Here is a 25,140-nt window from a genome sequence, read left to right on the forward strand (position 1 = left end):
ATGAAATTCGGACTTTTATCAGATATTGGCGAAATAACTCCAAGTATTTTTGCAAAGCTTGACAAGCTTTCACGTGCAAAAATTTTCATCGCACTTTATAATGTAGGCGTAGAAGGTGAGCTAAAAATTCCGCTTTCTTACGCTAAATTTCTAAATTTTAAAGAAATTTTTGATGCTAGGATAAATTTCCTACTTCGTGAGAAATGTCTAAATTTTAAGCCAGCAGATCGCTTTTGTATTTCATCAAATATCATCATAAATGCTTATTTAAAAGGTGACTTTTCAAAGATAAAATTTATAGCAAAAGAGCCAAAAATGGCAGCTGCAAAGATGATAAAAATGCTTTATGTAAGTGGGAAATTTGAGTTTTGTATCGATGCGGCACAGATGTTTTGTCAATTTGTTTATGATAAAATACGCCTCCGCCATCAAGACAAAGAGGTCGTGCTAAATGGTGGTGTCATCTCGGTCAAAAAAGATGGTAAAAATTTGCTCAGCGTCATGCCAAGCTTTAAAAAAGTGAGCTTTGATGATATGAGAAATTTAAACGACGATATAGATAGAGCTGTCGGTGTGCTTGGTCACGAGTATGAGATGGTTTATATCGTTTTTCCTAGAAATGAGGAATTTAGGCGACACGTTGAGGTTAGGCACTGTTGTGCGAGAGGTTTGATCAAGCTTGTGCCTTATACGATTATTAGTAAAATTTTTTAAAAAGGATAAAAATGATAGGTATAGTTTATGGAAGCAGCATGGGAAATACCGAAGATGCAGCAAAACTTATAAGTGAGGGTTTAGGCCTTGAAAATGAGCTTTTAAACGTTGCTGATGTAGACGCAGCAAAACTAAATAGCTTTGATAAGCTCATCCTTGGTACATCAACCTGGGGTAGTGGCGATCTTCAAGATGACTGGGACGCGTTTGACTTTAAAGCATTAAATCTAAGCGGAAAAACAGTCGCTGTTTTTGGCATGGGTGATAGCGAGAGCTACTCTGATGAATACTGTAACGGCATGGCAAAGCTTTACGATGAGGTCGTAAAAGCTGGCGCAAAGGTAGTTGGTGAGGTTAGCACTGATGGCTATACATTTGATGGCTCTGATGCTGTAAGAAATGGAAAATTTGTAGGCCTAGCGCTTGATGCTGATAACCAAAGTGACAAAACTGAGGGTAGAATTTCAGCTTGGATAGAGCAGATAAAGCCTCACTTTGCTTAATGTAATTTTAGCTAGATTTTCTAGCTAAAATTTTCATATATCCATAGCCGAGATGAAGCTTTTTATTCTTTCGTTTTGGCTATTAAAAAACTCATCTACCAAGCCATCAAATGCGATCACACCTTTATCTAAAAATAAAATTCTATCAGCTATCTTTCTAGCAAAATTCATATTATGTGTGACAATGATCATAGACTTTTTCTCTTTTGCAAGAGATAAGATGACTTTTAAAACTTCAGCCTCAAGCTCTGGATCAAGCGCGCTTGTAGGCTCGTCAAGTAGCAAAAAGTATGGATTTACAGCTAGGGCTCTAGCGATGGCTACACGCTGTGCTTGACCGCCAGAGAGCCTGTTTGGATAGGTATCTTCTTTGTGACTAAGCCCCACTTTAGTTAAAAGCTCTTTTGCCTCTTTTATCGCTTCGTTTTTATCTTTTTTTTGAACGTAGATCGGAGCTTCAGTGACATTTTGAAGCGCTGTTAGGTGCGGGAAGAGGTTGAAACTTTGAAAGACCATGCCTGTTTTTTTGCGAATTTCTAAAAGCTCTTTTGAGCTAAGCTTCTCTTTAAAATTTACACTCCTATCATCTATCTCTAAAGTGCCACTTTGTGGGATCTCAAGTAAATTTATACATCTAAGAAGTGTTGATTTGCCACAACCAGATGAGCCAACTATCACAGTTGTTTGCCCCTCTTTAAAGCTTGTGTTTATGCTATCTAGCACCAAATGATCGCCGTAAGATTTGTTTATATTTTTAAAATTTATAGCCATTAGACATACCTTGAGACAGCTTTTTCAAGCCTTGATTGAAGATAGGTTAAGAGTGTGCAAACCACTAGATAGATGAGCGCTGCTAGAATGTAGAGGATGAGTGGCTCAAAGGTCCTTGCTGCAATCCTTTGAGCGACCATAAACATATCAACCATCGTTATAGAAGCTGCTAGTGAAGTGTCTTTAACAAGGCCTATAAATGTGTTTGAAAGTGGCGGCAGCGAGATCCTTACTGCTTGAGGTGCGATGATACGCTTTAAAATTTGATAGTGCGTCATACCAAGCGATGTGGCAGCTTCCCACTGACCTTTTGGCACAGAAAGAATGGCAGCCCTTACAGACTCAGAGGCATAAGCGCCAACATTTAGGCTAAATGCGATAGTCGCCGCACTCCAAGTATCAAGCGTGACACCGATGCTAGGAAGTCCGTAAAATACAATAAAAAGCTGCACAAGAAGTGGCGTGCCGCGAAATATCCAAACGTAGGTGGCAAATATAAATTTTAAAATTTTTATATTTGAAAGCCTCGCTACTGCTGTGATAATGGCGATGACAAGCCCTAGCGAAAACGAGAGCAATGTAAGCGGGATCGTCACCTTTAAAAGTGCAATGATCATCGGTAGCGTCGAGCTTGAAACAAGCTCGATCACTCTATCTAAATTTTCCATTTTTGCCTTGTTGGTTTATAAATTTATTTTGAGACGTCTTTGCCAAAGTAGCTTTTTGAGATAGCTTCTAGTTTTCCTTCTTTTGAAAGTTCGTTTAGTGCATTTGAAATTTGCTCTGCAAGTTCGGCGTTGTCTTTTTTAACAGCTGCTGCTGTGTAGTCTTTCTCATCAAGTGAGGCAGCTATCTTTACAGGTGCGTTTGGACGCTCTTTTATGAAGTCGTAAAATACGATGTTGTCTCTTACGACAGCATCTACACGCCTTGATATAAGAAGCTCCATACTTTTAGCAAAACTATCTGTTACGACGTGTTCAGCGCCGTATTTTACGGCGACTTTCGCCCAGTTGCTCGTAGCTGAGTCAGCATTTCTTTTGCCTTTTAGATCAGCAAAACTTTTTATGTCGTTATTATCTTTTCTGGTGATGATAGCGCCAAATGTCACAGTATAAGGCACTGAAAAAGCATACTTTTTCTTTCTCTCGTCAGTTATACTTACTTGGTTAAACACAACGTCTGCTTTACCAGCGTCAAATGCTGCTAGCATCGCATCCCAAGGAGCTGTTAGAAACTCAACTTTTAAATTTAACTTTTGTGCTACTGCTCTTGCGATATCTACATCGTATCCTACTAGCTCATTTTTGTCATTATAAAATGTAAAAGGCGCGTAAGTACCTTCTGTTGCTACTGTTAGCACGCCATCTTTTATAGTTTTTGCTTGTAAATTTAGAGCCATTGCAAGCACAGCTACTACTTTTAATAAATTTGTAAATTTCATTTTGATCCTTTATTTTGAAATATCTTTTCCAAAATATTTCATCGAAATTTCGCTTATCTTGCCCTCAGCTTTTAACTCATCAAGTGCTTTGTTTATCGCTTCTAGTAGCTCAGTGTTGCCTTTTTTAACTATTGCAGCTGTTGGCATCGGCTCGTTGCTTGTGTATGCGATTTTTAGTGGCGCATTTGGGCGTTGTTTGATATAGTCATAAAAAGTGACGTTATCGTTTATCGTATCATCAGCTCTTTTTGAGATGATAAGCTCCACGCCTTTGCTAAAGCCATCAGCCACAACCACTGTTGCACCGTTTTTCTCGGCTATCGCCGCCCAATTGCTAGTCGCAGAGTGCACACTCTTTTTGCCTTTTAGATCAGCAAAACTTTTGATGTCGTTATTGTCTTTATGCACGACAATTACCGGATATGGCATAGTGTAAGGCATGCTCATACCATACTTTTTCTTTCTATCTTCGTTTATACTTACTTGATTAAATACAACATCGGCCTTACCAGCATCAAAAGCCGCAAGCATCGCATCCCAAGGAGCTGTTAGAAACTCAACTTTTAAATTTAGCTTTTGCGCTACTGCTCTTACGATATCTATGTCATATCCTACTAGCTCGCCCTTTTCATCGTAAAATGAGTAAGGCGAGTAAGTGCCTTCAGTCGCGACGGTAAGTTCGCCTTTTTTGATAGTTGAAGCATTTAAATTTAAAGCTAAAAAAGCACCTGCGATCAAGCCAAAAATGGGCTTAAAATTCATTGATTCTCCTTATTTAAAAATATCTTTGCCGAAGTATTTAAGCGAAATTTCACTTAAAGCTCCTTCTTTGTTAAGCTCATTTAGGGCAAAATTTATCTTAATTAGCAACTCTTTGTTACTTTTTTACTTTATAGCCCATTTATTCGCTATTTGTATGGCATCATCTTTTATGCTTGCTAGTAAAATTTTATAAAGGTAGAATTTAGCAAACAATCGCACGAATTGCACCAAATTTAAAAAGCAATAGAAATTTTTATACAAAACTCTTTGTAGAAAATTTTTAAGATTTATGCAAATGTCAGTCGCAACTACGACCTATGTGATATTTTGGCGCTATTTTTTCACAAAGAAAGAGGGCGGTGCCTCACTCCGCTAGAAGTGAGACCGCTAGAGCTTTTACTCCCTTAAAATCAACCTTGCCGCTTGCAAGTGTTGGGATATCATCAACGATAAATATATAGCTTGGCATCATTATAGGAGCTAGGTTGCTCTCTTTTAAAATTCGCTCGATATTTTCAGGCTCTGTCCCACTTTTTACTAAAAGCGCGATCGCTTCACCTTTTTTACTATCTGGCACGTTTGCACTACTAAAGACAACGTCGCTTCCGAGCACCTTTGCAAGCTCTTCTTCTACGCTTCCAAGGCTTATCATCTCGCCGCCTATCTTGGCAAATCTTGAGTATCTGTCTACGATAAAAACAAAGCCGTTTTCGTCTATGTGACCTTTATCGCCGGTTTTATAGTATCTTACGCCGTCAATGTGTGTGATGACATCGCTTGTTTTGGCCTCGTCGTTTAGATAGCCCTTCATCACCTGCGATCCGCCGATCACGATGAGGCCGTCGGTGCCAGTTTCTAGCTCTTCTAGCGTCTCTGGGTCGATTATCTTGATGATAGTGCCAGGCAGAGGCATGCCAACGCTGCCAGGTCTATTAAATGTAAGCTCTTTTAGGCTCTCTTTTTCTAGGATATTTGGCATATTTACAGCAGCTACCGGCGCTGTTTCGGTCGCGCCATAACCTTCATAAATTTCTATGCCAAATTTGAGCCTAAACTCATCTTTTATCTCAGGTTTTAGCTTTTCAGCCCCAGCTACGACCATTCTGGCACTTTGAAACATTAGCGGATGAAGCTTTTTGTTTCTGGTGTAGAGCCTAAAGAAGGTCGAGGTGCCAAAGATGATGCTAGCGCTGTGTCTTGCCGCCATTTTGCCGATAGTCGCTCCATCTGTTGGATCAGGCACACTTACCATTTTTATGCCCTCGCAAAGTGGCATGAGCGTGGTGACCGTTAGTCCAAATGAGTGAAAAACAGGGAGTGAGTTTAAGATCACGTCATCTTTTTTGAAATTTAGAAGTTCGCTTATTTGCTTAATGTTAGCTAGTAAATTTTTATGGCTTAGCTCGATGCCTTTTGGCTCACCTTCGCTGCCACTACTAAATAAAATAGTAGCCGTATCTTCTAAGCTCACTGGCTTAAAATAGCAAAGTTTGATGAGCCAAGTTGGGGCAAAAAATGCAGTTAAAAGCGCTAAAAATTTCTCTTTTTTTGAGACGCTAGCTGAGAGATCTTCTGCAAATTTAGCCTTGTCACTCATCGCATCTTTTAGATCAAATCCCTTAAGTGCGAGCTTTTCAAGAAATTTGCTAGATGTGATAACTGTGCTTATGTTTGCCTTTCTTAGGGCGTGATTTAGCGAGGTCTGGTTTAGTGTGTAGTTTAAATTTACGCTCACTTTGCCCATGGCAAGAAGAGCCATATTTACTATTGCTGCGATGCTTGAGCTAGGCAGTAATATGCCTATATTTTTCTCATCTTTTAGCTCGCGTTTAAAAATTTTTATAAAGACTAAAACAGCTGTTATAAATTTTAAGTTGCTTAAATTTAGCCCAGTGCTGTCGCTTACGCACTCTTTAAATTTCTCTTCTTTTGCGTTGCTTAGCCACTCCTCGGTTAGTGGTTTTTGCCTTGAGATAAAGCTCTCCCACGATGAAAAGCTAAGCTCAAGCACCTTTTGCTTCATTTTTGCAGCGTTTATAAATGTGGTTATTGGTTTGCCAAAAGCGACGATGATGTCACGTCTGCCGTTTTTAGAAGTGAGGTCTTTGTAAAATTTACTAGCCCTTGAAAAGCTCGAGCCCCAAAGGCCACGAAGATAAAATGGCACGATGCAAATTTCTTCTAGATCTCTGATGATAAGCTCAAAGCCCTTTTGAAACTCATTTATCTGGCCGTTGTAGCTGATGTGGCCCTCTGGGAAAAGTGCGACCACTTCGCCATTTTTTAGGCACTCACGTACAAGCTCGATCGACTCTTTGCTTGCCCCTGCGCCTATTGGGATCACTTTGAAAAATTTAAAAATTTGTTTTAGATACCATTTGTTATAGATCGTTCTATACATGACAAATCTTATGCCCCTTGGGCTTGCGGCTTGAAGCACGAGCCAGTCGATCCAGCTGATGTGATTGCCAAGAAGTAGCGCGCCACCACTTTGTGGTAAATTTTGAAGCCCTTCTACAAAAAAGCGGTACTTTGTCTTTAAAAATGGCAGTAAAAGTAGCCTTGTAAAAAGGTGTGGAAGCTGTAAAATGGCGTAAAAACTGCCGATTAAGCAAACAAGCGCTGTAAATACAAAGAGCCCAGTGGTTGAAATTTCAAAATATACTAATCCTATGCCAATGGCTAGAAATAGCAGCATTGAGACGTTTTGCAAGAAGTTGTTTGCCGCCATTATTTTGCCTGTAGTCTTTTGCGGGGCAAAGTACTGGATCATTGCATTTAGCGGTACTATAAATACGCCTCCAAAAAAGCCAAAAGCGAATGAGCTAAGGCTCACTACGCCGATGCTTGAGCCAAATGCGAAAAATAAAAGCGAGAAAAATATGCCCATGGCACCCATCGGCACGATACCAAGTTCAATGTGAAGCTTTGACATAGAGCCAGCCACGTATGAGCCAAATGCGATGCCTATGGCGCTTGCTGCAAGGATCGCCTGCACCGCTAGTGAGCTATCGTTGTTAAAGACGGCTTTGTAATGAGCTGGAAAAGCTGCGATGATGATCTGAGAAATTCCCCAAAATATACTAAGTCCAGCGATGCTTAGCCAGATATTTTTATCTGACCTTACTTCTTTTAAATTTTCTCTTAAATAGCTAAGGCTGATGTATTTTTTAAGCTCAAATTCTCCGCTTTGTTCGTTTGTTTCGCTGATATAAGGTAGCTTGTAGGCAAAAAATGCTTCAAGTGCGCTAAATACAACCAAAAAGATGCCGATAGGATAGACGCTTTTTAAAATTTCTTCTGAATTTTCGCCTTGGATATATAAATTTTCAAATATAAATGAAAATAAAAATGAGCTAAAAAGTATCGCAACGATGGTGAGCGCTTGGATGATGCCATTTGCTGTGCCAAGGCGCTCAGGGCCAACTAAAGCTTTGATGATGCCGTATTTTGCCGGTGAGTAGATCGCACTTTGAGCGGCTAGTATGAGCGTTAAAGCAAAGGCTACGCCAAAAGCACCTGCAAGATAGCTAAAAAGTACCGCGACACTAATGACAAGGCCAAAAATAGCACAAATTCTTATGACTTTTGTCTTTGAGAATTTATCATTTATAAAGCTTGAGGGCGAAAATAAAAATATAAATGGCAGCAAGATCATTGCGTTTATGACGGCTGTTAGGATAAAAAGTATATCGCCATCGTATGTTTTTAAAAGAACGTTTTGTATGGTTATTTTGTGTGCTAGATCGACACTTGCATTTAAAAATGCGATCGCAAGGTAAGGCAAAAAGCCAGCAACTTTTAATAAACTCATCATAGAAAGTCCTTTGTGATTTTAAAAATTTTGTAAATCTAACAGCAAAATATTTAAAATATTATTAATAAAAAACTCTATATTTAAATTCAATAATAAATTTTTTAAGAAATTTAAATTTTATATGCTTTTGGATAAAATCACGCAATCAAAAAATAGGAAAAATTTATCATGAACTATGAAATCATCGTCGTTGGCGGCGGACATGCAGGCATTGAGGCAAGTCTAGCGGCTGCTAGAATGGGCAAGCAAACTTTACTTATCACGATCTTAGCCGAGCAAATAGGCGCTGCAAGCTGTAACCCAGCCATCGGAGGTCTTGCAAAAGGACATCTTGTAAAAGAGATCGACGCGCTTGGCGGTCAAATGGGGCTTACAACTGACGCTGTTGGTATCCAGTTTCGCGTGCTAAATGAGAGTAAAGGTCCAGCAGTGCGTGGTAGCCGTGCTCAGATCGATATGGATAGATACCGCGTTTATATGAGAAATTTGCTTTTAAATACGCCAAATTTAGAAATTTCTCAAGAGATTGCTACTGAAATTTTAAGCGAAAATGGCGAAGTAAGTGGCGTTAAAACCCACCTAAATAACACATATAACGCAAAAAAGGTGATAATTACCACTGGCACGTTTTTAAACGGCTTAATACACGTTGGGTTTAATAAACTTGAAGCCGGCCGTGTTGGTGAACTAAGCGCAAAGGATCTAAGCGGCAGTCTAAGGGAGCTTGGGCTAAATTTAGGCAGGCTAAAGACTGGAACATGTCCAAGGATCGATGCAAAAACGATAAATTTTGAAATTTTAGAAAAGCAAGATGGCGATGAAAAGCCAGTTGCATTTAGCTTTAGAACTAAAAATTTCTCTCCAACACAGCTGCCATGCTACATCGCTTATACAAATGAAACCACGCATGAGATAATCCGCTCAAATTTTGACAAAGCACCACTTTTTACAGGCCAGATCGAGGGTATAGGACCAAGATACTGCCCAAGTATCGAGGATAAGATAAACCGCTTTGGCGACCGAGACAGACACCACCTTTTTGTCGAGCCTCAGACCCTTGAAGCGACAGAGTACTACATGAATGGCTTTTCAACGAGCCTGCCTTATGAAGTGCAAGTGCAGATGCTCCGCTCTGTAAAGGGTTTTGAAAATGCCAAAATCGTAAGGCATGGATACGCCATCGAGTACGATTACGTCGAGCCAACACAGCTAAAACATAGCCTTGAGACCAAAAAGGTAAAAGGGCTATACTTGGCTGGACAGATAAACGGTACGACTGGATACGAGGAGGCTGGTGCTCAGGGGCTAATGGCTGGTATAAATGCAGCGCTTTCACTTGATAATAAAGAGCCACTTGTCTTGCGCCGTGATGAGGCGTATATCGGCGTTTTGATCGATGATCTTGTCACAAAAGGGACAAAAGAGCCATATAGGATGTTTACGAGTAGGGCGGAGTATCGCTTGCTTTTACGTGAGGAAAATGCCATTTTAAGGCTTGGCGGATATGGACATGAGCTTGGACTTCTTGATAATGAGACTTTTAATGAAATTGAAGCTATCAGGCAAAATTTAAAAGATGGGCTTGCTTACCTTAACAATACTCAAATTACGCCAAGCAAGCAAAATTTAGAGCTTTTAGCTAGCCTTGATGAAGAGCCGATCAGTCAAAATGTGAGCCTTCAAAAGATTGTCGCACGCAAAAGCTTTACGGCTGAGAAACTAAGAAAGCTTGATCAGAAATTTTCAAATTTAGATGATGCGAGTGTGGATCAAATTTTAACCGAGTGTAAATATCAGCACTACATAAATGAGCAAAAAAATCAAATAGAAAAAATGAAAGATATGATGGATGTGAAAATTCCTGAAAATTTTGACTTTAGAAGTGTGAGTGGTCTTAGTAATGAAGTGGTCGAAAAGCTTGAGAAATTTGCTCCGCCGACACTCTTTGCTGCGAGTGAAATTTCAGGTATCACGCCAGCTGCGATTGATATCTTACATATTTATATAAAGATGAATGAGAAAAGGCTTAGCTAATTTTGATTTTAGATTTAGTTCAAAAAGCCATAAAGCTTAAAATTTTTATCTTAAAATCAAGATTTACGTTTAAGCTAAAATTAACATTATTTTTGCAGATTATATTTAGAAATTATACTTTTTTAATTTTTTGAGAGTATAATCGTTAAGAATTTATTTATAGAAAGGAATTTAATGTCAGTAAAGCAAGAAAGACGTAGCTTTATCGGCCTTGCGTTTGGTGCTGTGGCAGCTGTCGGCGGCGCTATGTCACTAGTGGCTGTTAAAAAGACTTGGGATCCGCTTCCAAGCGTAAAAGCTGCTGGTTTCACAACAGTTGATCTAAGTCCGATCAAAGATGGAGAAATGAGGCAGGTTGAATGGCGTAAAAAGCCTATTTTCATACTCAAAAAAAGTCCTGATATGGCTAAAAATGACAAAAGAGATGTTGTCGTAGGGGATGCTAGATACGTAGTTCTTATCGGACTTTGCACGCATCTTGGTTGTATACCTGAGTATAAAGCAAGTAAACAAATGTTTGTATGTGCCTGTCATGGCGGCGAATTTAATGCCGACGGAATGCAAACATACGGACCTCCTCCAAGACCACTTGATATACCACCATTTAAGATTGATGGAACCAAGCTAGTTCTAGGCGAAACAAGCCCAGAATACGAAAAATTAGTAGCAAAAGCTTAGGAGGATAGCAATGTCTTTAGCTCATAAATCAACTGGCGTTATTGACTGGCTTGATCAACGCCTAGCTTTTACAAAACTTATGAAGGTTCTAGTTAGCGAATACTGGATTCCAAAAAATATAAATTTCCTTTGGGCAATGGGCGTTATTTTAACAACGCTTTTTATGCTCTTAATTGTTACTGGTTTTTTACTTCTAATGTATTACAAACCAGATGTAAATTTGGCATTTGATAGTGTAAATTATACTATCATGCAAGAGGTCGAGTATGGCTGGCTTTGGCGTCACATTCACGCAGTTTCAGCTTCTACAATATTTCTTATCATGTATATTCACCTACTTACTGGACTTTACTATGGTTCATACAAAAGAGGCAGAGAAGTCATTTGGATAAGTGGTATGGTGCTATTTATCTGTTTTTCAGCAGAGGCATTTAGTGGTTATATGCTCCCATGGGGACAGATGAGCTACTGGGCAGCGACTGTTATCACTCAGCTTTTTGGTGGTGTGCCAGTTATTGGCGATGCTTTAGTTGAGTGGATTAGAGGTGATTACGCAGTTGGCGACTCAACACTTACTAGATTTTTTATGCTTCATGTTTGTTTATTGCCACTTGTAACGATAGCTGTTTTGGTTATTCACTTCTACTCTTTAAGAGTTCCGCACGTAAATAACCTAACAAGCGAAGATATCGACTTTGAAGTAGAGGCACAAGAGTATCTACACGGCGATAGAGCAAAATCTAAAGTTATACCATTTTGGCCAGGATTTTTGGCAAAAGACTTTATGTATGTATCATTCTTTATGATATTTGTCATCTATCTTGTTTGCTATCACTTCAACTTTGCAATGGATCCTATCAACTTTGAGCCAGCAAATCCACTAAAAACCCCACCACACATCTATCCAGAGTGGTATTTCTTGTGGCAATATGAAATTTTACGTGGCTTTTTCTTTGATATAGCCGGAATTTCTGCTTATAACATTGGTCTTATCGCGTTTGCGTTTGCGGGTGTTGCATTCATGCTTATACCTCTTCTTGATAGAAGCGACCTTGTAGCTCCAGCTCACAAAAGACCACTATTTTTTATATGGTTTTGGGTCTTAGTTGTCGATCTTATCGTTTTATCTATATATGGCAAGCTCCCAACAGGTGGTTATAATGACTGGATAGGTTTTTACTCATCGTTGCTATTCTTGTTCTTATTTATAATTGCATTGCCAGTTATAACAATACTTGAAAGAAAGAGGGGCTAATCATGAAAGAGCTTAAAATTTTTGCCATTGTTGTTATTCTTTCAGGTGTTTTATATTGGGGTATCGAGCCTTATGCTCACACAAAGCTTCACCCTCATACTGCAAATGCTGAGTATAACTTTTCAAAAGAAGATACTGACTATGCAAAGCACTTTTTAGAGCAAAAAAAGACAGCACTTGAGACTGCTAAGGCTAGTGGAAATAAGGCAAGTATAGATGCGGCTACAAAAGATGTAGAAGTAGCACAAAAAATTCTTGATGACTATACAGCATTTTGGAATGACATTAACTCTATTGATCTTGCAAAAGGTGACGCTACAAAGGGTGCTGATACTTTTGTAGCAGCTGGATGTACAGGATGCCACGGTATAGAGGCAGCAGGTATGCCAGCTGGTATGGATGCTGAGACAGCTAGTCAAAGCTTTGGTGTAGTGCCACCAGATCTTAGTACTGCTGGTAAAATTTATGACGATAAATTCTTAGCTGCACTCATTAAAAATCCAAATATGGCTTTAAAGCTAACTCATAAATTTAACGACGAGCATCCATTTCCGATGACCGCATTTATGGGTGCTGGTGGTGATATAAATGCTGAGACTGCCGATATAGTAGCTTATTTGAAAAAGGTATCTGCTGATTATGAAAAGGCAAATAATAAGATCACTGAAGAAAAGGTTTTCGCTGATGCATGTCAAAGATGTCATGATATAAAATATGACAAAAAATATGCATTTAGCAATAAAGTAAGCCTTGCTGCTTATATGGGTTCAAACCCACCTGATCTATCGATGATGATTCGTTCAAAAGGTGATGAGTATTTACATAAATTTATAAACGATACTCAAAAGATGCTACCAGGTACTGCAATGCCAAGAGTTGGTTTAAATAAAGCCGCTGAAGACGATGTAGTAGCTTATATCCAAAAAGTAGGTGACAAGAAGAAGGCTGAGCGCGAGAGCACAGGGCTTTATGTCATGATCTACTTCTTTATATTAGGAATTTTTGCTTGGCTTTGGAAACGCAAAGTTTGGAGCGAACTACACTAAAATTTAAGAGCCTCTTTGGCTCTTAAATCCTCTCTGGTAAATTTACATATATAAATAGGTATTCTTTAAATTCGTTTTTGTAAATTTGATCAAATACTCTTACAAATTTTAAAATCTTACTCACTCTCATTAGCAACTTACCAAATTCAGGTCTCGTTATCACTTGCCACTGAATTTGGAAGCATGATATGCTCGCTCATAAATTTTAAAATTTACCTGACACTTGCTTGATGTAAAATGCATGCGGCGCAAAGCGCTATCGCATGCTCTCTAACGTGCGAGGGGGTTTTTATTTCGACTTCGTCTCGTAACTGCAAGCAGACAGGGGATTTAAAAAGAGGGGATAAGGGGACGGCTTCGTAACTTGTGTTCCCTGGTCTCCCTTTTGAATAAAGTTTTTAAATTTAAAGTCTATATTTTTAAAAATAGAAATTTACTATTTTACAAATTTTAAAACTTTCACTCACTTGCAAGAATTGACTACTGATCTGGGTTTAGCAAGGCTTGCCACTAAAATCGGAGCCTAAATTACTCGTTTATGAAATTTTAAAAATTTGCCTAAAAACCTAAAGCAGTAGTATGTCTATGCTACTATGTGAGCTATGAATATATAAGCGTTTCGGCATAAAATAGAAATATATCTGAGTTTTAACGGTTGCTATTTAAATAAATTTATTTTAAGCAAATCACTCACCAAAACCCACCAAATTCCACAGAAGTAGTAAAATTTAGCTCCGCATCAAGCCTATTTAAAACTAAATTTCCTTGGCGATCTTGCTCATTTTATTGAGCAGTTTTTCACGTTCATTTGGCTTTAGGTTGCCGTATTGAAGCTTTGTTATCATCTGCATGAAGTCAAATTGTTTAAACATTTGCGCATCGCTTTTTAACTCTTTTTCTAGCTGTTTATAAATTTTTTCAGTTTCTTTATTTGCTTTTTCTAAATTTTGTAAAAAGTTTCCAGTTGCGCTCATATCAAGGTCATTTTTTGCAGCTTTATCGATGACATTTTTTAGATTTGCTAAATTTTCAGAAATTTTCATCAGCATTTCCTTTTGGATTTTAAAATTTAGAGCAAAATTTATTCCTAAATTTTCTCCCACCACTTTTTTCTAGGTAGATTTTGTGCGGTGAAAACTTCTCCGATCATCGGCGTCGCGTAGTTTAGCTCAAGTTTTGTCGCTGCCTTTTCAAAACGCTTGATTGGCTCATCCCAAGCGTGATAAGATAGATCAAACTTGCCCCAGTGCATCGGCATACCAAGCTTAGCTCCAAGATCTTTTAGTACTTGCGCTGACTCCTCTGGCTTCATATGCACGTAAGGCCAGCCATCGCCGTAAGCGCCATTTTCTATAAAAACTAGATCAAAGGCGCCAAATTTCTCATTTATCATCTTAAAGTGCTTGCCATATCCGCCATCTCCGCTAAAATAAAAGCTAAAGCCAGCCTCTTTAACCGCCCAGCCACCCCAAAGCGTCGTATTTCTTTTAAATGTGCGCCCACTAAAGTGCCTTGAAGGACAAAATGTGAAGTTTAAATTTCCTATTTTTAGATCACCAAACCAGTCAAACTCATAAATTTTAGACTCATCAACGCCCCATTTTACAAGGTGAGCTTTTACGCCAAGTGGCACTAGAAATTTGCAAATTCTATCCTTTAGCTCAAGGATCGTTTTATGATCAAGATGATCGTAGTGATCGTGCGAGATGAGGGCGATATCGATCACATCTGGGTAGTCACTAGCGGTGATAGCATGCTCGTAGATAAAGGGCTTACCGCCAATTGGCAGTGGAAATGCTCGGTGCAAAACTGGGTCAGTGATGATGGTTTTGTCATCAAGCTTGCATATGAGGCTAACGTGCCCAAGCCAGATAAACTCGCCATTTTTGAGCGCATTTGCGTCAAATTTTAAATTTGGTAAAGGCTTAGTTGGTAGCTTACCTTTTGGTGGAAAAAGTGCTTGGCGGACAAAATTTAGCATAGATGCTTGCGGATTATTTTTTACCATATCAATCGTTGGCTCTAAATTTATAAAAACTTTACCATTAAAATTTGGCGAAGCCTTTATCAGCTTTTGGCTTTTAATATCTGGCGCGCCACAAAAAACAGGGACAAATTTCATAAAAATAAAAACTGCAACAATAAGCAAAACTATAACTATAAAAATTTCCATAAAAAGCCTTTAAATTTAAAGGTCGGATTATATTTTAGATTTTTAAATTTCAGTTTTATTTAATTAACCCGAGCTTAAATAACTAACTTATAAATTTAAAGTTAATTAAGATATTTTTACTCTTTATAGGAAAATTTTATTAATAAATATTATCCTTTAGCAAATAAACATACCTAAAAATCGATATTAAGTAGATAATCTTAAAGATATATAAAATAAAAATTTAATTCTAAAAATACAAAATTTGTCAGATAGATGACGGAATTTATTCATTGTAAGTTATAGAATTATTACAAAAATTAGGAAGGAGCGTTTGAGATGTTAAATAAAAATTTAACTATCTCTATTTTGGTGACTAACCATCACTTTAAAAGTGAGCAGGGCAGTTTAGCCTTGTTTAATGGGAGGAATTTATGAAAAAACATAAATTTGTGATTGCCGATTATAAACGCTGTATAGGATGTGCAACCTGCATGGCTGCATGTTTTAAGAGCGCTTATGAACGCGGCAAGCTGTCACGTGCAAGGCTAAGTGTGCTAAGAGAAGCTACTGGCGTTATGCCAACTCAGTGCAGACAATGCGACGATGGTCCTTGTGCGAATGTGTGTCCAACTGGAGCATTGCGATTTAATGATAATTGCATCGAGCTTCACGAGGAAATTTGTATAGGCTGTAAGATGTGCACGATCGCTTGTCCTTACGGTGCGATAAGCTCAAGTGCAGAGCTTATGCCTTCAGTAAATTACTCTGTCGAGCCAAAGTACAACCTTGAGATAGAGTCACAATCAGGCGCAAAAAATATCGCTGTTAAATGCGATATGTGCTTTGGTCGTGAAAATGGACCAGCTTGCGTTGATGTCTGTCCAACGAGTGCTCTTGTTATGATTGATCCAGAAGAGGGTAAACATAAACTTGGCAAGAGGATAGATTATGAAGCAGCGAATAAATTTGCTACTAAAATTTTAAACGGACAAGGAGCATAAGATGACTACGGTTTATATGCTATTTCTTGTAAGTGCCGTCGTTAGCATCTTGCTTTATTGTGCTCCAAAGGCCGCTGTAAAGGTTGGTTTTGGTCTAAGTGCTTTAAGCTGTTTTTACGCGATGTGCCACTTTGTTGCAAATATGGGAGTAAGCGATAGCTTTGCTCTTATGGATGGCTTTTTGTATTCGCCAAAATTTGCGCTAAATCCACTTGGAAATTTCTTTAGTTTCGTAGTTGTTTTCATAGGATTTGCAAGCAGCGTTTATGGTATGAGCTATGCAGATGAGTACATCAAAAAAGCAAATGTTGGCGTGTTTGCATGTTTATTTAATACATTCATCCTTTCAATGCTTCTAGTAATTAGCGCTGATAATGTTTTTTGCTTTGTTGTTTTATGGGAGCTTATGACTCTTATCTCATCATTTCTTATCATCGTCAATGATGGTAAAAATACACTTAAAGCAGTTATGGTATATCTTGGCATCGCACAAATCGGTGCATTTTGTATCACCTGTGGCTTGCTTATCACAGCTTACTACGCAGGAAGCTTTGACTTTAGCGCATTTATGGGTGTTAAGATGCCATTTGGCGCTTCTGCTGCTGTATTTGCACTATTTTTGGTCGGCTTTGGTAGTAAAGCTGGTATGTGGCCATTTCACGTTTGGCTTCCGCAAGCTCACCCAGCAGCACCATCAAACGTTTCAGCCCTTATGTCAGGCGTTATGATTAAAGTTGCTCTATTTACACTAGTTAAATTTACACTTTACCTACCACTTAGCACATACTTTGGTCTTACAATACTCGCTCTTGGTGCAGCTAGCTCACTATTTGGTGTTTTATACGCTCTTTGCCAACACGACTTCAAAGCTTTGCTTGCTTACCACTCAGTTGAGAACATAGGCATCATCTTGTTAGGTCTTGGCACAGGAATTTATGGCGTTGCAGCTGGAAATTTAACACTTGCAGCAGTAGGTTTTCTAGCAGGTTGCTACCACGTAGTCAATCACGCTATATTTAAAGGTCTGCTTTTCCTTTGCGCTGGTTCAGTTATCCACGCTACTCATACACAAAATATGGACATCCTTGGTGGTCTTGCTAAAAAGATGCCATGGACAAGCCTTGGTATGTTTATAGGTATCATGGGTATCGCAGCCTTGCCTCCAGTAAACGGCTTTGTTTCAGAGTGGTTTACATATCAAGGTATGCTTCAAGGTGCGATGGGCGAGGGAACATTAGTTAGATATGCATTTACACTTGGTGTCGTAGCTCTTGCACTAACAGGCGTTTTGGTCGGTATGCACCTCAAACTTTACGCTGTTATCTTTGCAGGTACTCCAAGAGATCAAAAAATTTGGGAAAATGCTAAAGAGAGTCCAATAGGCATGGTTCTTGGTATGATCATCCTAATGATAGGCTGCGTTGGCTTTGGTCTTGGCGCAAACTATATAGTTGATTACATCATGCAAGCTGTAAATTCTATCGCTATAAGCGACTATAAAGCTAGCCTTGGTGCTATAAATGTAACTTCACCTATAGGCAGTATGATCTCAACTCCACTTATCGCTTTAGTTTTATGTGCGACTATGATTTTGCCATTTATCATCCTTGCTGTTATGAAAGCAAATAGAGATAAACCACGCGAGACTGATCCTTGGGCTTGTGGCTTTAAATATAGCTCACGTATGCAAATGACAGGTGGACCATTTACAGGCGATCTTAGAAAGATCATGCAATGGCTATTTAGAGCTGATAAAAAGATCGTTACTAGAAATTATTTTGATGCGGTTGAGTATCACAACCATCCAAAAGATATCTGGTGGGGAATGTTTTATGAGCCAGTCATCAAATGGTGTATGAAATTTGCTGATAAACTAGGCATCGTTCAAAGCGGATATACAAACATATATACACTTTATATTCTAGTTTATCTTTGTGCCATACTTGCTGTGGGCTACTTTTTAGTTTAGGAGACGAAAATGCAAACTATACTTTTAATGATATTTCAAGTAGTCGTTATCGTTTTGGTAGCTCCTTTGTTTGATGGTATGGCAAGAAAACTAAGAGCTAGACTTCAATCAAAACAAGGTAGCGATTTCTTTCAAACATATCGTGATATTATAAAACTCTTTAGAAGAGGAAGAACCGTCCCTGAGTGCTCTCACTGGGTATTTAGATGGGCTCCATTTTTCCTTTTTGCAACTTCAGCTGCAGTTCTAGCTGCTATACCTATAACATACAGCAAAGATACTGTTTTTGGAGCATATTCAGATATATTTGTGATCCTTTATCTTGGCGCGTTGCTTAGATTTGTATTTGGTGCAGCTTCAATGGATAGCGGCAACCCATTTGCAGCAACAGGTGGCGGCAGGGAGCAAATGCTTGGCGTATATGTCGAGCCAGTTATGATTATGTGCCTAATCGTAGTTATGCTTGCAGCTAAAACATCAAATTTAATTGAGATCCAAGAGATGGTAAAAACCGGTGTTATTGGATATCAAATCCCAAGCTTTGCCGTAGCTTCTATCGCATTTTTATGGTGCATGTATGTTGAGACTGGCAGAAAACCATTTGACGTAGCTGAAGCGGAGCAAGAGCTTCAAGAAGGCTTGCTTGGCGAGTATGCAGGTAGCGACCTTGGTTTAGTTCAAGCATCACTTATATTAAAACAGTTTGCTATGATCGGACTTTTCCTAACTATATTTGAGCCATGGAATTTTAGCAATCCTTTCTTAGCTATTATCGTTTTTGTGATAAAAACTGGAGTATTTTACGTGGCAGCTGTCTTTATAGACAACTTTGGTCCACGCTTTAAAATGACTTCATCTTTACGCAAAAATGCGCTTGGTGCACTTGCTATCTCGTTTGTTGCACTAACACTTTATGTAGTAGGAGTGTGAGATGCAAACACTTGATATTTTAGCCATTTGCATGATCGTAACTTCGCTTGCGGTTTTTGGTCTTAGAAGCTTAAAACTCTCAATCATCGCTTATGCGATTGAAACACTACTTTTAGTTAGTATATTTTTCTTGCTATCTGAGAAATTTAACGCCGAGCAGCTCAAAACTTGGGCAATCGTTGCATTTTTTACCAAAGTTTTGCTTGTGCCAGGAATTTTATTCTGGCTTATCAAAAAACTTGGTGTAGTTAGCGAAGATGAGCCAGTTGGTGGATTTTTTGTAAGCCCTGTTATTGCTATGGGATTTTCTCTAGCTCTTTCAATGAGCATCCACCCTATATTTTTAAAATTCTCTCTTATCAAAGAAGAGATCATGCTAATCGCAGCTGGAACGGTCTTTATGATGGGAATTTTTGGTTTCATGCTAAGAAACTCATTTATAAAACAAATTCTAGCTTACTGCTTGTTTGAAAACGGTATCCACCTAAGCCTTGCTCTAATGGCTTATAACTCACATGAATTAGTTGAGCTTGGAATTTTAACAGATGCGATATTTGCCGTTATCATCATGAGCGTCTTAGCGATTAGATTTTATAAAGCTTATGATAGCTTAGATACTTCTAAAGCTTCAAATTTAAGGGGTTAGAGATGGATAGTTTAGCTTTAATACTTATCTTACCGCTCCTTGGTGCTTTGGTCTTGTTTTTGAGTCCTAAAAATTATGCGGTATTAAGCGGACTTCACGTTTTGTTTTCTGCTGCGACATCGGTGGCTTTACTTAACAATGTTCTTAAAGTCTTAAGTAGCGGAACTTTTTATAGTTTTGATAAATTTTTGTTTTTAGATAGCTTAGGCTGTGTTTTCTTGGTGCTTATCGCTGTAACTGGATTTATAGTAAATTTCTACTCTATCCACTACATGAGATGGGAACTTGAAGACGGACACATCCACTTAAGCGATCTTAAAAAATACTACGCACTAAGCCATGTATTTATCTTTACAATGACTTTAAGCGTTATTTGCAACAACGTTGCGTTTATGTGGGCAGCTATTGAGGCAACAACTCTTGCTTCAGTATTCTTAGTCGCTATCCACAAAGATCAAAAATCAACAGAAAGTGGCTATAAATACATCGTTCTTTGCTCAATCGGCCTAGCATTTGCACTTTATGCGACTGTTCTTTTATATTCAGCCACATTTAGCACTCTAGGAGATGGCGAAGCTTCTATGCTATTTTCTGGAATAATGGCAAATGCTAAAAATTTAAACCCAGACGCAGCAAAACTTATCTTTGTATTTGCTCTAATTGGTTTTGGTACAAAAGCTGGTCTTGCTCCAACTCACACTTGGCTACCAGATGTTCACGCTGAAGGTCCAGCACCTATCTCAGCATTGCTTTCAGGTGTACTTTTAAAATGTGCGATGCTAGCTCTTTTAAGATACTACGCTATCACTGCTCAAGCTGTTGGCTTTAGCTTTGTTGAGGGCATAATGATCGTTTCAGGAACTATCACTCTTTTTGTAGCGGGATTTTTCCTAATCAGACAACACAACGTAAAAAGAATGTTTGCGTACCACTCAATCGTTCACATGGGTGTTATCGCATTTGCACTTGGTGTTGGCGGTAAATTTGGTCTATTTGCAGCGATATTTCACTGCTTGGCTCACAGCTTTACGAAAGCTTTGGCATTTTGCTCAACAGGCAATATCGCAAGAATTTACGGTCACAAAGATATGAGCAAGATGGGTGGTATGGTTAAGATCGCACCGATCACCACTATAATGTTTGGCGCGGCTGTTTGCTCACTTGTTGGTGTTCCAGCGTTTGCTATATTTGTTAGCGAATATAACGTCTTTGTAGGAGCTATCACAAGTGGTCAATATATCGCAGTTGCACTATTTGCTATTGCACTTGCAGTTATTTTCATAGCTGACTTTGCACACTTTAACATGGCAAGCTTTGGCGAACCAAAAGGTGTGGTTGTTCATAATAAAGAGATGAGTTTGTTAGAGAATTTACCTCTTATAGCACTTTGTGCCCTTATCATAATCTTTGGCGTATGGCATGTAGATAGCTTTTATACGCTAGTAGATAACGGTGTTAATATAATGATGGGAGCTTTAAAATGAGAGGCGATAAATTTGTTGAAATCCTAAAAACCAAGGTAAAAATTTTAGAGGTAACTCGTCAAGCAGACGATCAGATCACAGTTTTGGTTGATAGAAACGATCTTCCACTAGCTGTTAAAACGCTCTACTATGATATCGGCGGCTTTATAAGCACAATGATACCAAATGACGAGCGCCAGATAAATGGCAGCTATGCGCTTTACTACGCTATCTCAATGGAAGGTAGCAAGATGACTGAAGTGGACGACTTTGCAGCTGAGGATAAGTGCTTTATCACTGTTAAAACCCTTATCCCAGGAAGCGATCCGACATTTCCATCAGTTACTCCGCTAGTGCCAGCTTGTGTTTGGTATGAAAGAGAAGCTTATGATATGTTTGGCCTTGTAGCTGAAGGTTTGCCTGATAAAAGGCGTCTAGTTTTAAGTGATGACTGGCCAGATGGACTTCACCCACTTAGAAAAGATGCGATGGATTATCGCTACCGCCCTGATCCAGTTGATCATAGAGATGAGCCTGATTCTGAGTTTTTGTTCCCAACAGGTGATGCAGTAGTTGATGTGCCACTTGGACCATTACATATTACTTCAGATGAGCCAGGTCACTTTAGACTTTTCTGTGACGGCGACGAGATCATCGACGCTGACTACCGCCTCTTTTATCAACACCGCGGTATGGAAAAGCTAGCTGAAAATAGAATGAACTATGATCAAATGGGCTATCTTGCAGAGCGTGTTTGTGGAATTTGTGGTTATGCTCACGCCATTGCGTGTATCGAAGCAGCAGAAAAAGCTATCAAGCTTGAAATTCCACTAAGAGCTCAAGCTATACGCGTCATCTGTCTTGAGATCGAGCGTCTTCACAGTCACCTTTTAAATATCGGTCTAGCTTGTGAGGTCACTGGTAACTACAACGCTTTCATGCACATCTTTAGGGTTCGTGAGTACTCTATGGAGCTAGCTCAATTAGTAACTGGCGGCCGTAAAACATATGGCAACGTCGTTATGGGCGGTTTAAGACGTGACATGACAAATCAAGAGATCAAAAAAGGTATCGAGATCATAAATAAACTTGACGTTCAAATTTCAGAAATTTGGGACGCAGTTATGGAGGATAAACGCCAAATCGGACGCTGGAAAGGTGTGGGTATCTTAGACCGCCAAATAGCACGTGACTTTAGCCCAGTTGGTCCAAATATGAGAGGCTCTGGCTTTAAACGCGATAACCGCTACGATCACCCATACGACTTTTTTAAACAGATAGAATTTGAAGTAGCAGTTGAGCATGGTTGCGACGTTTTTGCTCGTGAGATGGTTAGATATAAAGAGTTAAAAAGCTCTATCCACATCATCCGCCAATGCTTTGAGCTAATGCCTCAAACTCCGATCATGATCGATCCTGTGACTATGATCAAACCTGAAAATTTTGCACTTGGTCATGATGAAGCACCACGTGGCGAGAATGTTCACTGGATCATGCAAGGCAGTGCTCAAAAAGTATATCGCTGGAGATGTAGAGCGGCTACTTATAACAACTGGCCAAGCCTAAGATATCAATTCAGAGGAAACAACATAAGTGACGCTGCGCTTATCGTTTGCTCACTTGACCCTTGCTACTCATGCACTGAGCGTGTTACATTAGTCGATGTAAGGACTAAAAAGAGCAAAATTTTAACAGAGAAAGACCTTAAAAAATTCTGTCAAGATGGCGGGGTTAGTAAAAAGGATTTAAGATGATGAAGTTATTTGACATCACAGAAAAATATGGAAAAGCGACATACGCCTATCCATTTGAGCCATATATTGTTCCTGAAAATTTCCGTGGTCAGCCAAACTATACATACGATCTTTGCATAGGTTGTGCAGCTTGCGGTATCGCTTGTCCTAGTAACGCGATAGAGCTTAAGATGAACGATGAGCAAACAAGGCTTGTTTGGGAATTTGACTGCGGGCGCTGCATATTTTGCGGTCGCTGCGATGAGGTTTGCCCAACTGGAGCCGTAAGACTTAGCGATAGCTTTGAGCTTGCGGTTAAATTTGACAAGAGTGCTCTTATACAAAGAGGCGAGCTTGAGATGCAAACTTGCAAATGCTGCGGCAAGCCATTTACACCAAAAAGGCTTATAAATTTCACCCTTGAAAAGCTTGGCACAGCAAATTTACTCCCAGGCAGACTTGAAGAAGCAAAAGACTACCTTTATATCTGCCCAGAGTGCAAGAAAAATCAATCCGCTGAGAGGCTAACAAAAGGCATTGAGGAGGCTATAAAATGAGTCTATATCAAGTCCCAGAGGACATAAAAACAGCAAATGATCTAACTGCAAAGCTAGAGCATCTAAAAAATATCAAAAGAAGCTTTAGCGTTTATAGGATCGACTGCGGAAGCTGTAACGGCTGTGAGATAGAAATTTTTGCAGCTATTACACCTATGTGGGATCCTGAGCGTTTTGGTTTTAAACTTGTTGCAAACCCAAGACACGCTGATATTTTGCTTTGTACTGGTCCTGTAACAAGACAGATGTATTATCCACTTCTTCGTGCTTATGAGGCGACCCCAGATCCTAAGATCGTAGTTGCTCTTGGTGCATGCGGAAGCAGTGGCGGAATTTTCCACGACGCTTATAGCGTTTGGGGCGGCATCGATAAGATAATCCCAGTTGATGTCTATATCCCAGGCTGTCCTCCACACCCAGCAAGCATTATTTACGGCCTTGGTATGGCTCTTGGTATCATAGATCAAAAGCTTCATAAAAAAAGCTATGAAGAAGATAATACATTGCCACCTTCAGTTGAGAAGTCGGTCATAGGTGATATTTTATTTGAGCGCGACTTGCAAGCTGAAAGCAGAAGGCTAATGAGCTATATCTTTGGTAGAATCCTTTTTGAAAAATATATGAATGCTATCAAATGTTCAAAAGATGTCCATGACCCAAGCATCTCAAGAGAGGCTGTGCTTACAGCTATCAAAAAAGAGGAAGATCCTAGATATGCTGAGTGCATGGGGCTTTTGCATAATGATGTCTATCTAAAATATGCAAAAGCTGATAAAAGCTTTGCGATAGACGTTGATAGTGAGGTTTGGAGTAAGAGATGATACAAGTTTATAAGCTTACAAAAAGGCATATGGACGACAACGACAAGCTTCCACGCGAGCTAAAGGAGATAAAAATTTTCTCCACTTGCGTGGGACATGGCGTTGGCACAATTGATTTTAGCGAGAAAATTTTAGAGCTAAGCGATGAGGAATTTGACGAGATGATCAAAAACTCAGGCGAATACGTGAAATTTAAGATCGGAAATTTAAGCAAATATTTTGAAGTTGAAATTTTTGCCGAGCATATTGCTAAACTCTTGCCGCAGCTTTGTGAGTGTAAGCTTAAAGAAATTTTGGCAAATTTAAAAGAGGGATATATCGTGCTTAGGAAGGACTTTTGATGAAAAAGGCCATCCTTTGCATCGGTAATCCTATGCGTGGCGATGATGATGTGGGTAATGAAGTAGGCCGCATCGTAGAGGCCGAGCTAAAAGAGTGGAAGGTCTTTTTTGGGCAAGATGTGCCTGAGAATGAATTCTCGGCCATTAGAGAATTTGCGCCTGATATCTTGATAGTAGTTGATGCGATGAGCGGCTTTGATGAGGATAAGATAGAGTTTTTCGACCTAAGTGACGATAGAGACTACATCTACTCGACTCACAATCTCCCAACGCCAGTGCTTTTAAGCTATTTGCGTAAAATTTGTCCAAAGACGCTTTTTCTTGGCATTAGCGTCTTGCTCGAAAATGTCTTAAATTTCGAAGAGGGACTAAGCGAGCAGGCTAAAAAAAGTGCAAGAAAAGCTTTTTTAAGAATTGTAGAGATTGATAAAAATTTAGTCGGTTAAATTTAGCAAATAGCTAAATTTAGTCTTTTTGGTTGCTAAAGGCAAAATTTTGCT

At 39.1% G+C, this 25,140-nt stretch carries 23 protein-coding genes; 16 read left to right on the forward strand and 7 right to left on the reverse strand.

What is annotated here, in order from left to right:
- Both F3G75_RS03375 and fldA read left to right on the forward strand, forming a co-directional pair.
- Positions 1–714 (forward strand): UDP-N-acetylmuramate--alanine ligase, encoded by a 714-nt coding sequence (locus tag F3G75_RS03375; protein ID WP_149716559.1) that lies wholly within the window; start codon positions 1–3, stop codon positions 712–714.
- An 11-nt stretch (positions 715–725) separates the two neighbouring features.
- Entirely contained in the window at positions 726–1,217 is a 492-nt protein-coding gene (gene fldA / locus F3G75_RS03380) for a flavodoxin FldA (RefSeq protein WP_072595412.1), read from the forward strand.
- 33 nt (positions 1,218–1,250) lie between these two features.
- Here fldA and F3G75_RS03385 read toward each other — a convergent pair whose 3' ends face one another.
- The 5 genes from F3G75_RS03385 to F3G75_RS03410 all read right to left on the reverse strand — a co-directional run bounded on the left by F3G75_RS03385 (position 1,251) and on the right by F3G75_RS03410 (position 8,011).
- The gene (locus tag F3G75_RS03385; RefSeq protein WP_149716560.1) at positions 1,251–1,988 is read right to left on the reverse strand and encodes an amino acid ABC transporter ATP-binding protein; all 738 of its coding nucleotides are present in this window, start codon (positions 1,986–1,988) and stop codon (positions 1,251–1,253) included.
- Entirely contained in the window at positions 1,988–2,656 is a 669-nt protein-coding gene (locus F3G75_RS03390; protein ID WP_021089366.1) for an amino acid ABC transporter permease, read from the reverse strand. Before F3G75_RS03390 ends, F3G75_RS03385 begins: the two co-directional genes overlap by 1 nt.
- 23 nt (positions 2,657–2,679) lie before the next feature.
- Complete coding sequence (locus F3G75_RS03395) at positions 2,680–3,432, reverse strand: amino acid ABC transporter substrate-binding protein (RefSeq protein WP_087584179.1); 753 nt, start codon at positions 3,430–3,432, stop codon at positions 2,680–2,682.
- Between the two features lie 9 nt (positions 3,433–3,441).
- On the reverse strand, positions 3,442–4,194 hold the full coding sequence (locus F3G75_RS03400; protein WP_149716561.1) for an amino acid ABC transporter substrate-binding protein: 753 nt from the start codon (positions 4,192–4,194) through the stop codon (positions 3,442–3,444).
- 364 nt (positions 4,195–4,558) lie between these two features.
- Positions 4,559–8,011: an acyl-[ACP]--phospholipid O-acyltransferase gene (locus tag F3G75_RS03410; RefSeq protein ID WP_149716562.1), complete on the reverse strand. Its 3,453-nt coding sequence runs from the start codon at positions 8,009–8,011 to the stop codon at positions 4,559–4,561.
- A 168-nt stretch (positions 8,012–8,179) separates the two neighbouring features.
- Here F3G75_RS03410 and mnmG point away from each other — a divergent pair, with 168 nt between their 5' ends.
- From mnmG to F3G75_RS03430, 4 genes are all read left to right on the forward strand, one after another.
- Complete coding sequence (gene mnmG, locus F3G75_RS03415) at positions 8,180–10,045, forward strand: tRNA uridine-5-carboxymethylaminomethyl(34) synthesis enzyme MnmG (protein WP_149716563.1); 1,866 nt, start codon at positions 8,180–8,182, stop codon at positions 10,043–10,045.
- A gap of 174 nt (positions 10,046–10,219) precedes the next feature.
- Complete coding sequence (gene petA, locus F3G75_RS03420) at positions 10,220–10,723, forward strand: ubiquinol-cytochrome c reductase iron-sulfur subunit (RefSeq protein WP_021091707.1); 504 nt, start codon at positions 10,220–10,222, stop codon at positions 10,721–10,723.
- 10 nt (positions 10,724–10,733) lie between these two features.
- Positions 10,734–11,978, forward strand: coding sequence for a cytochrome b (locus F3G75_RS03425; RefSeq protein WP_084041924.1), 1,245 nt, complete (start codon positions 10,734–10,736; stop codon positions 11,976–11,978).
- 2 nt (positions 11,979–11,980) lie between these two features.
- Positions 11,981–13,024 (forward strand): c-type cytochrome, encoded by a 1,044-nt coding sequence (locus F3G75_RS03430; protein ID WP_149716564.1) that lies wholly within the window; start codon positions 11,981–11,983, stop codon positions 13,022–13,024.
- Positions 13,025–13,779: 755 nt separating this feature from the next.
- Here the strand turns inward: F3G75_RS03430 and F3G75_RS03435 are convergent.
- A complete protein-coding gene (locus F3G75_RS03435) occupies positions 13,780–14,067 on the reverse strand; it encodes a hypothetical protein (protein ID WP_084109667.1) in 288 nt (95 codons plus the stop codon).
- Positions 14,068–14,111: 44 nt separating this feature from the next.
- Positions 14,112–15,197 (reverse strand): MBL fold metallo-hydrolase, encoded by a 1,086-nt coding sequence (locus F3G75_RS03440; RefSeq protein ID WP_149716565.1) that lies wholly within the window; start codon positions 15,195–15,197, stop codon positions 14,112–14,114.
- A gap of 413 nt (positions 15,198–15,610) precedes the next feature.
- Here F3G75_RS03440 and F3G75_RS03445 point away from each other — a divergent pair, with 413 nt between their 5' ends.
- The 10 genes from F3G75_RS03445 to F3G75_RS03490 are packed head-to-tail and all read left to right on the forward strand — an operon-like array spanning position 15,611 to position 25,086.
- Positions 15,611–16,180, forward strand: coding sequence for a 4Fe-4S dicluster domain-containing protein (locus F3G75_RS03445; RefSeq protein WP_149716566.1), 570 nt, complete (start codon positions 15,611–15,613; stop codon positions 16,178–16,180).
- A 1-nt stretch (position 16,181) separates the two neighbouring features.
- Positions 16,182–18,149, forward strand: coding sequence for a proton-conducting transporter transmembrane domain-containing protein (locus F3G75_RS03450; protein ID WP_087580376.1), 1,968 nt, complete (start codon positions 16,182–16,184; stop codon positions 18,147–18,149).
- 9 nt (positions 18,150–18,158) lie between these two features.
- Positions 18,159–19,079: a respiratory chain complex I subunit 1 family protein gene (locus F3G75_RS03455; protein ID WP_084041928.1), complete on the forward strand. Its 921-nt coding sequence runs from the start codon at positions 18,159–18,161 to the stop codon at positions 19,077–19,079.
- Between the two features lies 1 nt (position 19,080).
- Entirely contained in the window at positions 19,081–19,725 is a 645-nt protein-coding gene (gene hyfE / locus F3G75_RS03460; protein WP_072594544.1) for a hydrogenase 4 membrane subunit, read from the forward strand.
- A 2-nt stretch (positions 19,726–19,727) separates the two neighbouring features.
- Positions 19,728–21,209, forward strand: coding sequence for a hydrogenase 4 subunit F (locus tag F3G75_RS03465; protein ID WP_087577837.1), 1,482 nt, complete (start codon positions 19,728–19,730; stop codon positions 21,207–21,209).
- Positions 21,206–22,942, forward strand: a complete 1,737-nt coding sequence (locus tag F3G75_RS03470) for a hydrogenase large subunit (RefSeq protein ID WP_149716567.1) — start codon at positions 21,206–21,208, stop codon at positions 22,940–22,942. Before F3G75_RS03465 ends, F3G75_RS03470 begins: the two co-directional genes overlap by 4 nt.
- On the forward strand, positions 22,939–23,478 hold the full coding sequence (locus F3G75_RS03475; RefSeq protein WP_087586107.1) for a formate hydrogenlyase complex iron-sulfur subunit: 540 nt from the start codon (positions 22,939–22,941) through the stop codon (positions 23,476–23,478). Before F3G75_RS03470 ends, F3G75_RS03475 begins: the two co-directional genes overlap by 4 nt.
- A complete protein-coding gene (locus F3G75_RS03480; RefSeq protein WP_021091627.1) occupies positions 23,475–24,299 on the forward strand; it encodes an NADH-quinone oxidoreductase subunit B family protein in 825 nt (274 codons plus the stop codon). The genes F3G75_RS03475 and F3G75_RS03480 overlap by 4 nt, the downstream gene beginning before the upstream one ends.
- Positions 24,296–24,640 (forward strand): formate hydrogenlyase maturation HycH family protein, encoded by a 345-nt coding sequence (locus F3G75_RS03485; RefSeq protein WP_021091884.1) that lies wholly within the window; start codon positions 24,296–24,298, stop codon positions 24,638–24,640. Before F3G75_RS03480 ends, F3G75_RS03485 begins: the two co-directional genes overlap by 4 nt.
- Positions 24,640–25,086: a hydrogenase 3 maturation endopeptidase HyCI gene (locus tag F3G75_RS03490; RefSeq protein ID WP_021091859.1), complete on the forward strand. Its 447-nt coding sequence runs from the start codon at positions 24,640–24,642 to the stop codon at positions 25,084–25,086. Before F3G75_RS03485 ends, F3G75_RS03490 begins: the two co-directional genes overlap by 1 nt.
- Positions 25,087–25,140: the final 54 nt, after the last annotated feature.

The organism is Campylobacter concisus (assembly GCF_902460705.1).
Lineage (GTDB): Bacteria > Campylobacterota > Campylobacteria > Campylobacterales > Campylobacteraceae > Campylobacter_A > Campylobacter_A concisus_Z.

What these genes read in the sequence shown, in the direction of transcription:
- F3G75_RS03475 (WP_087586107.1), top strand. Translation starts at nt 22,939, where the DNA reads ATGATGAAGTTATTTGACATCACAGAAAAATATGGAAAAGCGACATAC.
- F3G75_RS03425 (WP_084041924.1), top strand. Translation starts at nt 10,734, where the DNA reads ATGTCTTTAGCTCATAAATCAACTGGCGTTATTGACTGGCTTGATCAA.
- F3G75_RS03480 (WP_021091627.1), top strand. Translation starts at nt 23,475, where the DNA reads ATGAGTCTATATCAAGTCCCAGAGGACATAAAAACAGCAAATGATCTA.
- F3G75_RS03395 (WP_087584179.1), bottom strand. Translation starts at nt 3,432, where the DNA reads ATGAAATTTACAAATTTATTAAAAGTAGTAGCTGTGCTTGCAATGGCT.
- mnmG (WP_149716563.1), top strand. Translation starts at nt 8,180, where the DNA reads ATGAACTATGAAATCATCGTCGTTGGCGGCGGACATGCAGGCATTGAG.
- hyfE (WP_072594544.1), top strand. Translation starts at nt 19,081, where the DNA reads ATGCAAACACTTGATATTTTAGCCATTTGCATGATCGTAACTTCGCTT.
- F3G75_RS03490 (WP_021091859.1), top strand. Translation starts at nt 24,640, where the DNA reads ATGAAAAAGGCCATCCTTTGCATCGGTAATCCTATGCGTGGCGATGAT.
- F3G75_RS03430 (WP_149716564.1), top strand. Translation starts at nt 11,981, where the DNA reads ATGAAAGAGCTTAAAATTTTTGCCATTGTTGTTATTCTTTCAGGTGTT.
- F3G75_RS03485 (WP_021091884.1), top strand. Translation starts at nt 24,296, where the DNA reads ATGATACAAGTTTATAAGCTTACAAAAAGGCATATGGACGACAACGAC.
- F3G75_RS03375 (WP_149716559.1), top strand. Translation starts at nt 1, where the DNA reads ATGAAATTCGGACTTTTATCAGATATTGGCGAAATAACTCCAAGTATT.
- F3G75_RS03470 (WP_149716567.1), top strand. Translation starts at nt 21,206, where the DNA reads ATGAGAGGCGATAAATTTGTTGAAATCCTAAAAACCAAGGTAAAAATT.
- F3G75_RS03445 (WP_149716566.1), top strand. Translation starts at nt 15,611, where the DNA reads ATGAAAAAACATAAATTTGTGATTGCCGATTATAAACGCTGTATAGGA.
- F3G75_RS03390 (WP_021089366.1), bottom strand. Translation starts at nt 2,656, where the DNA reads ATGGAAAATTTAGATAGAGTGATCGAGCTTGTTTCAAGCTCGACGCTA.
- F3G75_RS03455 (WP_084041928.1), top strand. Translation starts at nt 18,159, where the DNA reads ATGCAAACTATACTTTTAATGATATTTCAAGTAGTCGTTATCGTTTTG.
- F3G75_RS03450 (WP_087580376.1), top strand. Translation starts at nt 16,182, where the DNA reads ATGACTACGGTTTATATGCTATTTCTTGTAAGTGCCGTCGTTAGCATC.
- fldA (WP_072595412.1), top strand. Translation starts at nt 726, where the DNA reads ATGATAGGTATAGTTTATGGAAGCAGCATGGGAAATACCGAAGATGCA.
- F3G75_RS03400 (WP_149716561.1), bottom strand. Translation starts at nt 4,194, where the DNA reads ATGAATTTTAAGCCCATTTTTGGCTTGATCGCAGGTGCTTTTTTAGCT.
- F3G75_RS03435 (WP_084109667.1), bottom strand. Translation starts at nt 14,067, where the DNA reads ATGAAAATTTCTGAAAATTTAGCAAATCTAAAAAATGTCATCGATAAA.
- F3G75_RS03410 (WP_149716562.1), bottom strand. Translation starts at nt 8,011, where the DNA reads ATGATGAGTTTATTAAAAGTTGCTGGCTTTTTGCCTTACCTTGCGATC.
- F3G75_RS03440 (WP_149716565.1), bottom strand. Translation starts at nt 15,197, where the DNA reads ATGGAAATTTTTATAGTTATAGTTTTGCTTATTGTTGCAGTTTTTATT.
- petA (WP_021091707.1), top strand. Translation starts at nt 10,220, where the DNA reads ATGTCAGTAAAGCAAGAAAGACGTAGCTTTATCGGCCTTGCGTTTGGT.
- F3G75_RS03385 (WP_149716560.1), bottom strand. Translation starts at nt 1,988, where the DNA reads ATGGCTATAAATTTTAAAAATATAAACAAATCTTACGGCGATCATTTG.
- F3G75_RS03465 (WP_087577837.1), top strand. Translation starts at nt 19,728, where the DNA reads ATGGATAGTTTAGCTTTAATACTTATCTTACCGCTCCTTGGTGCTTTG.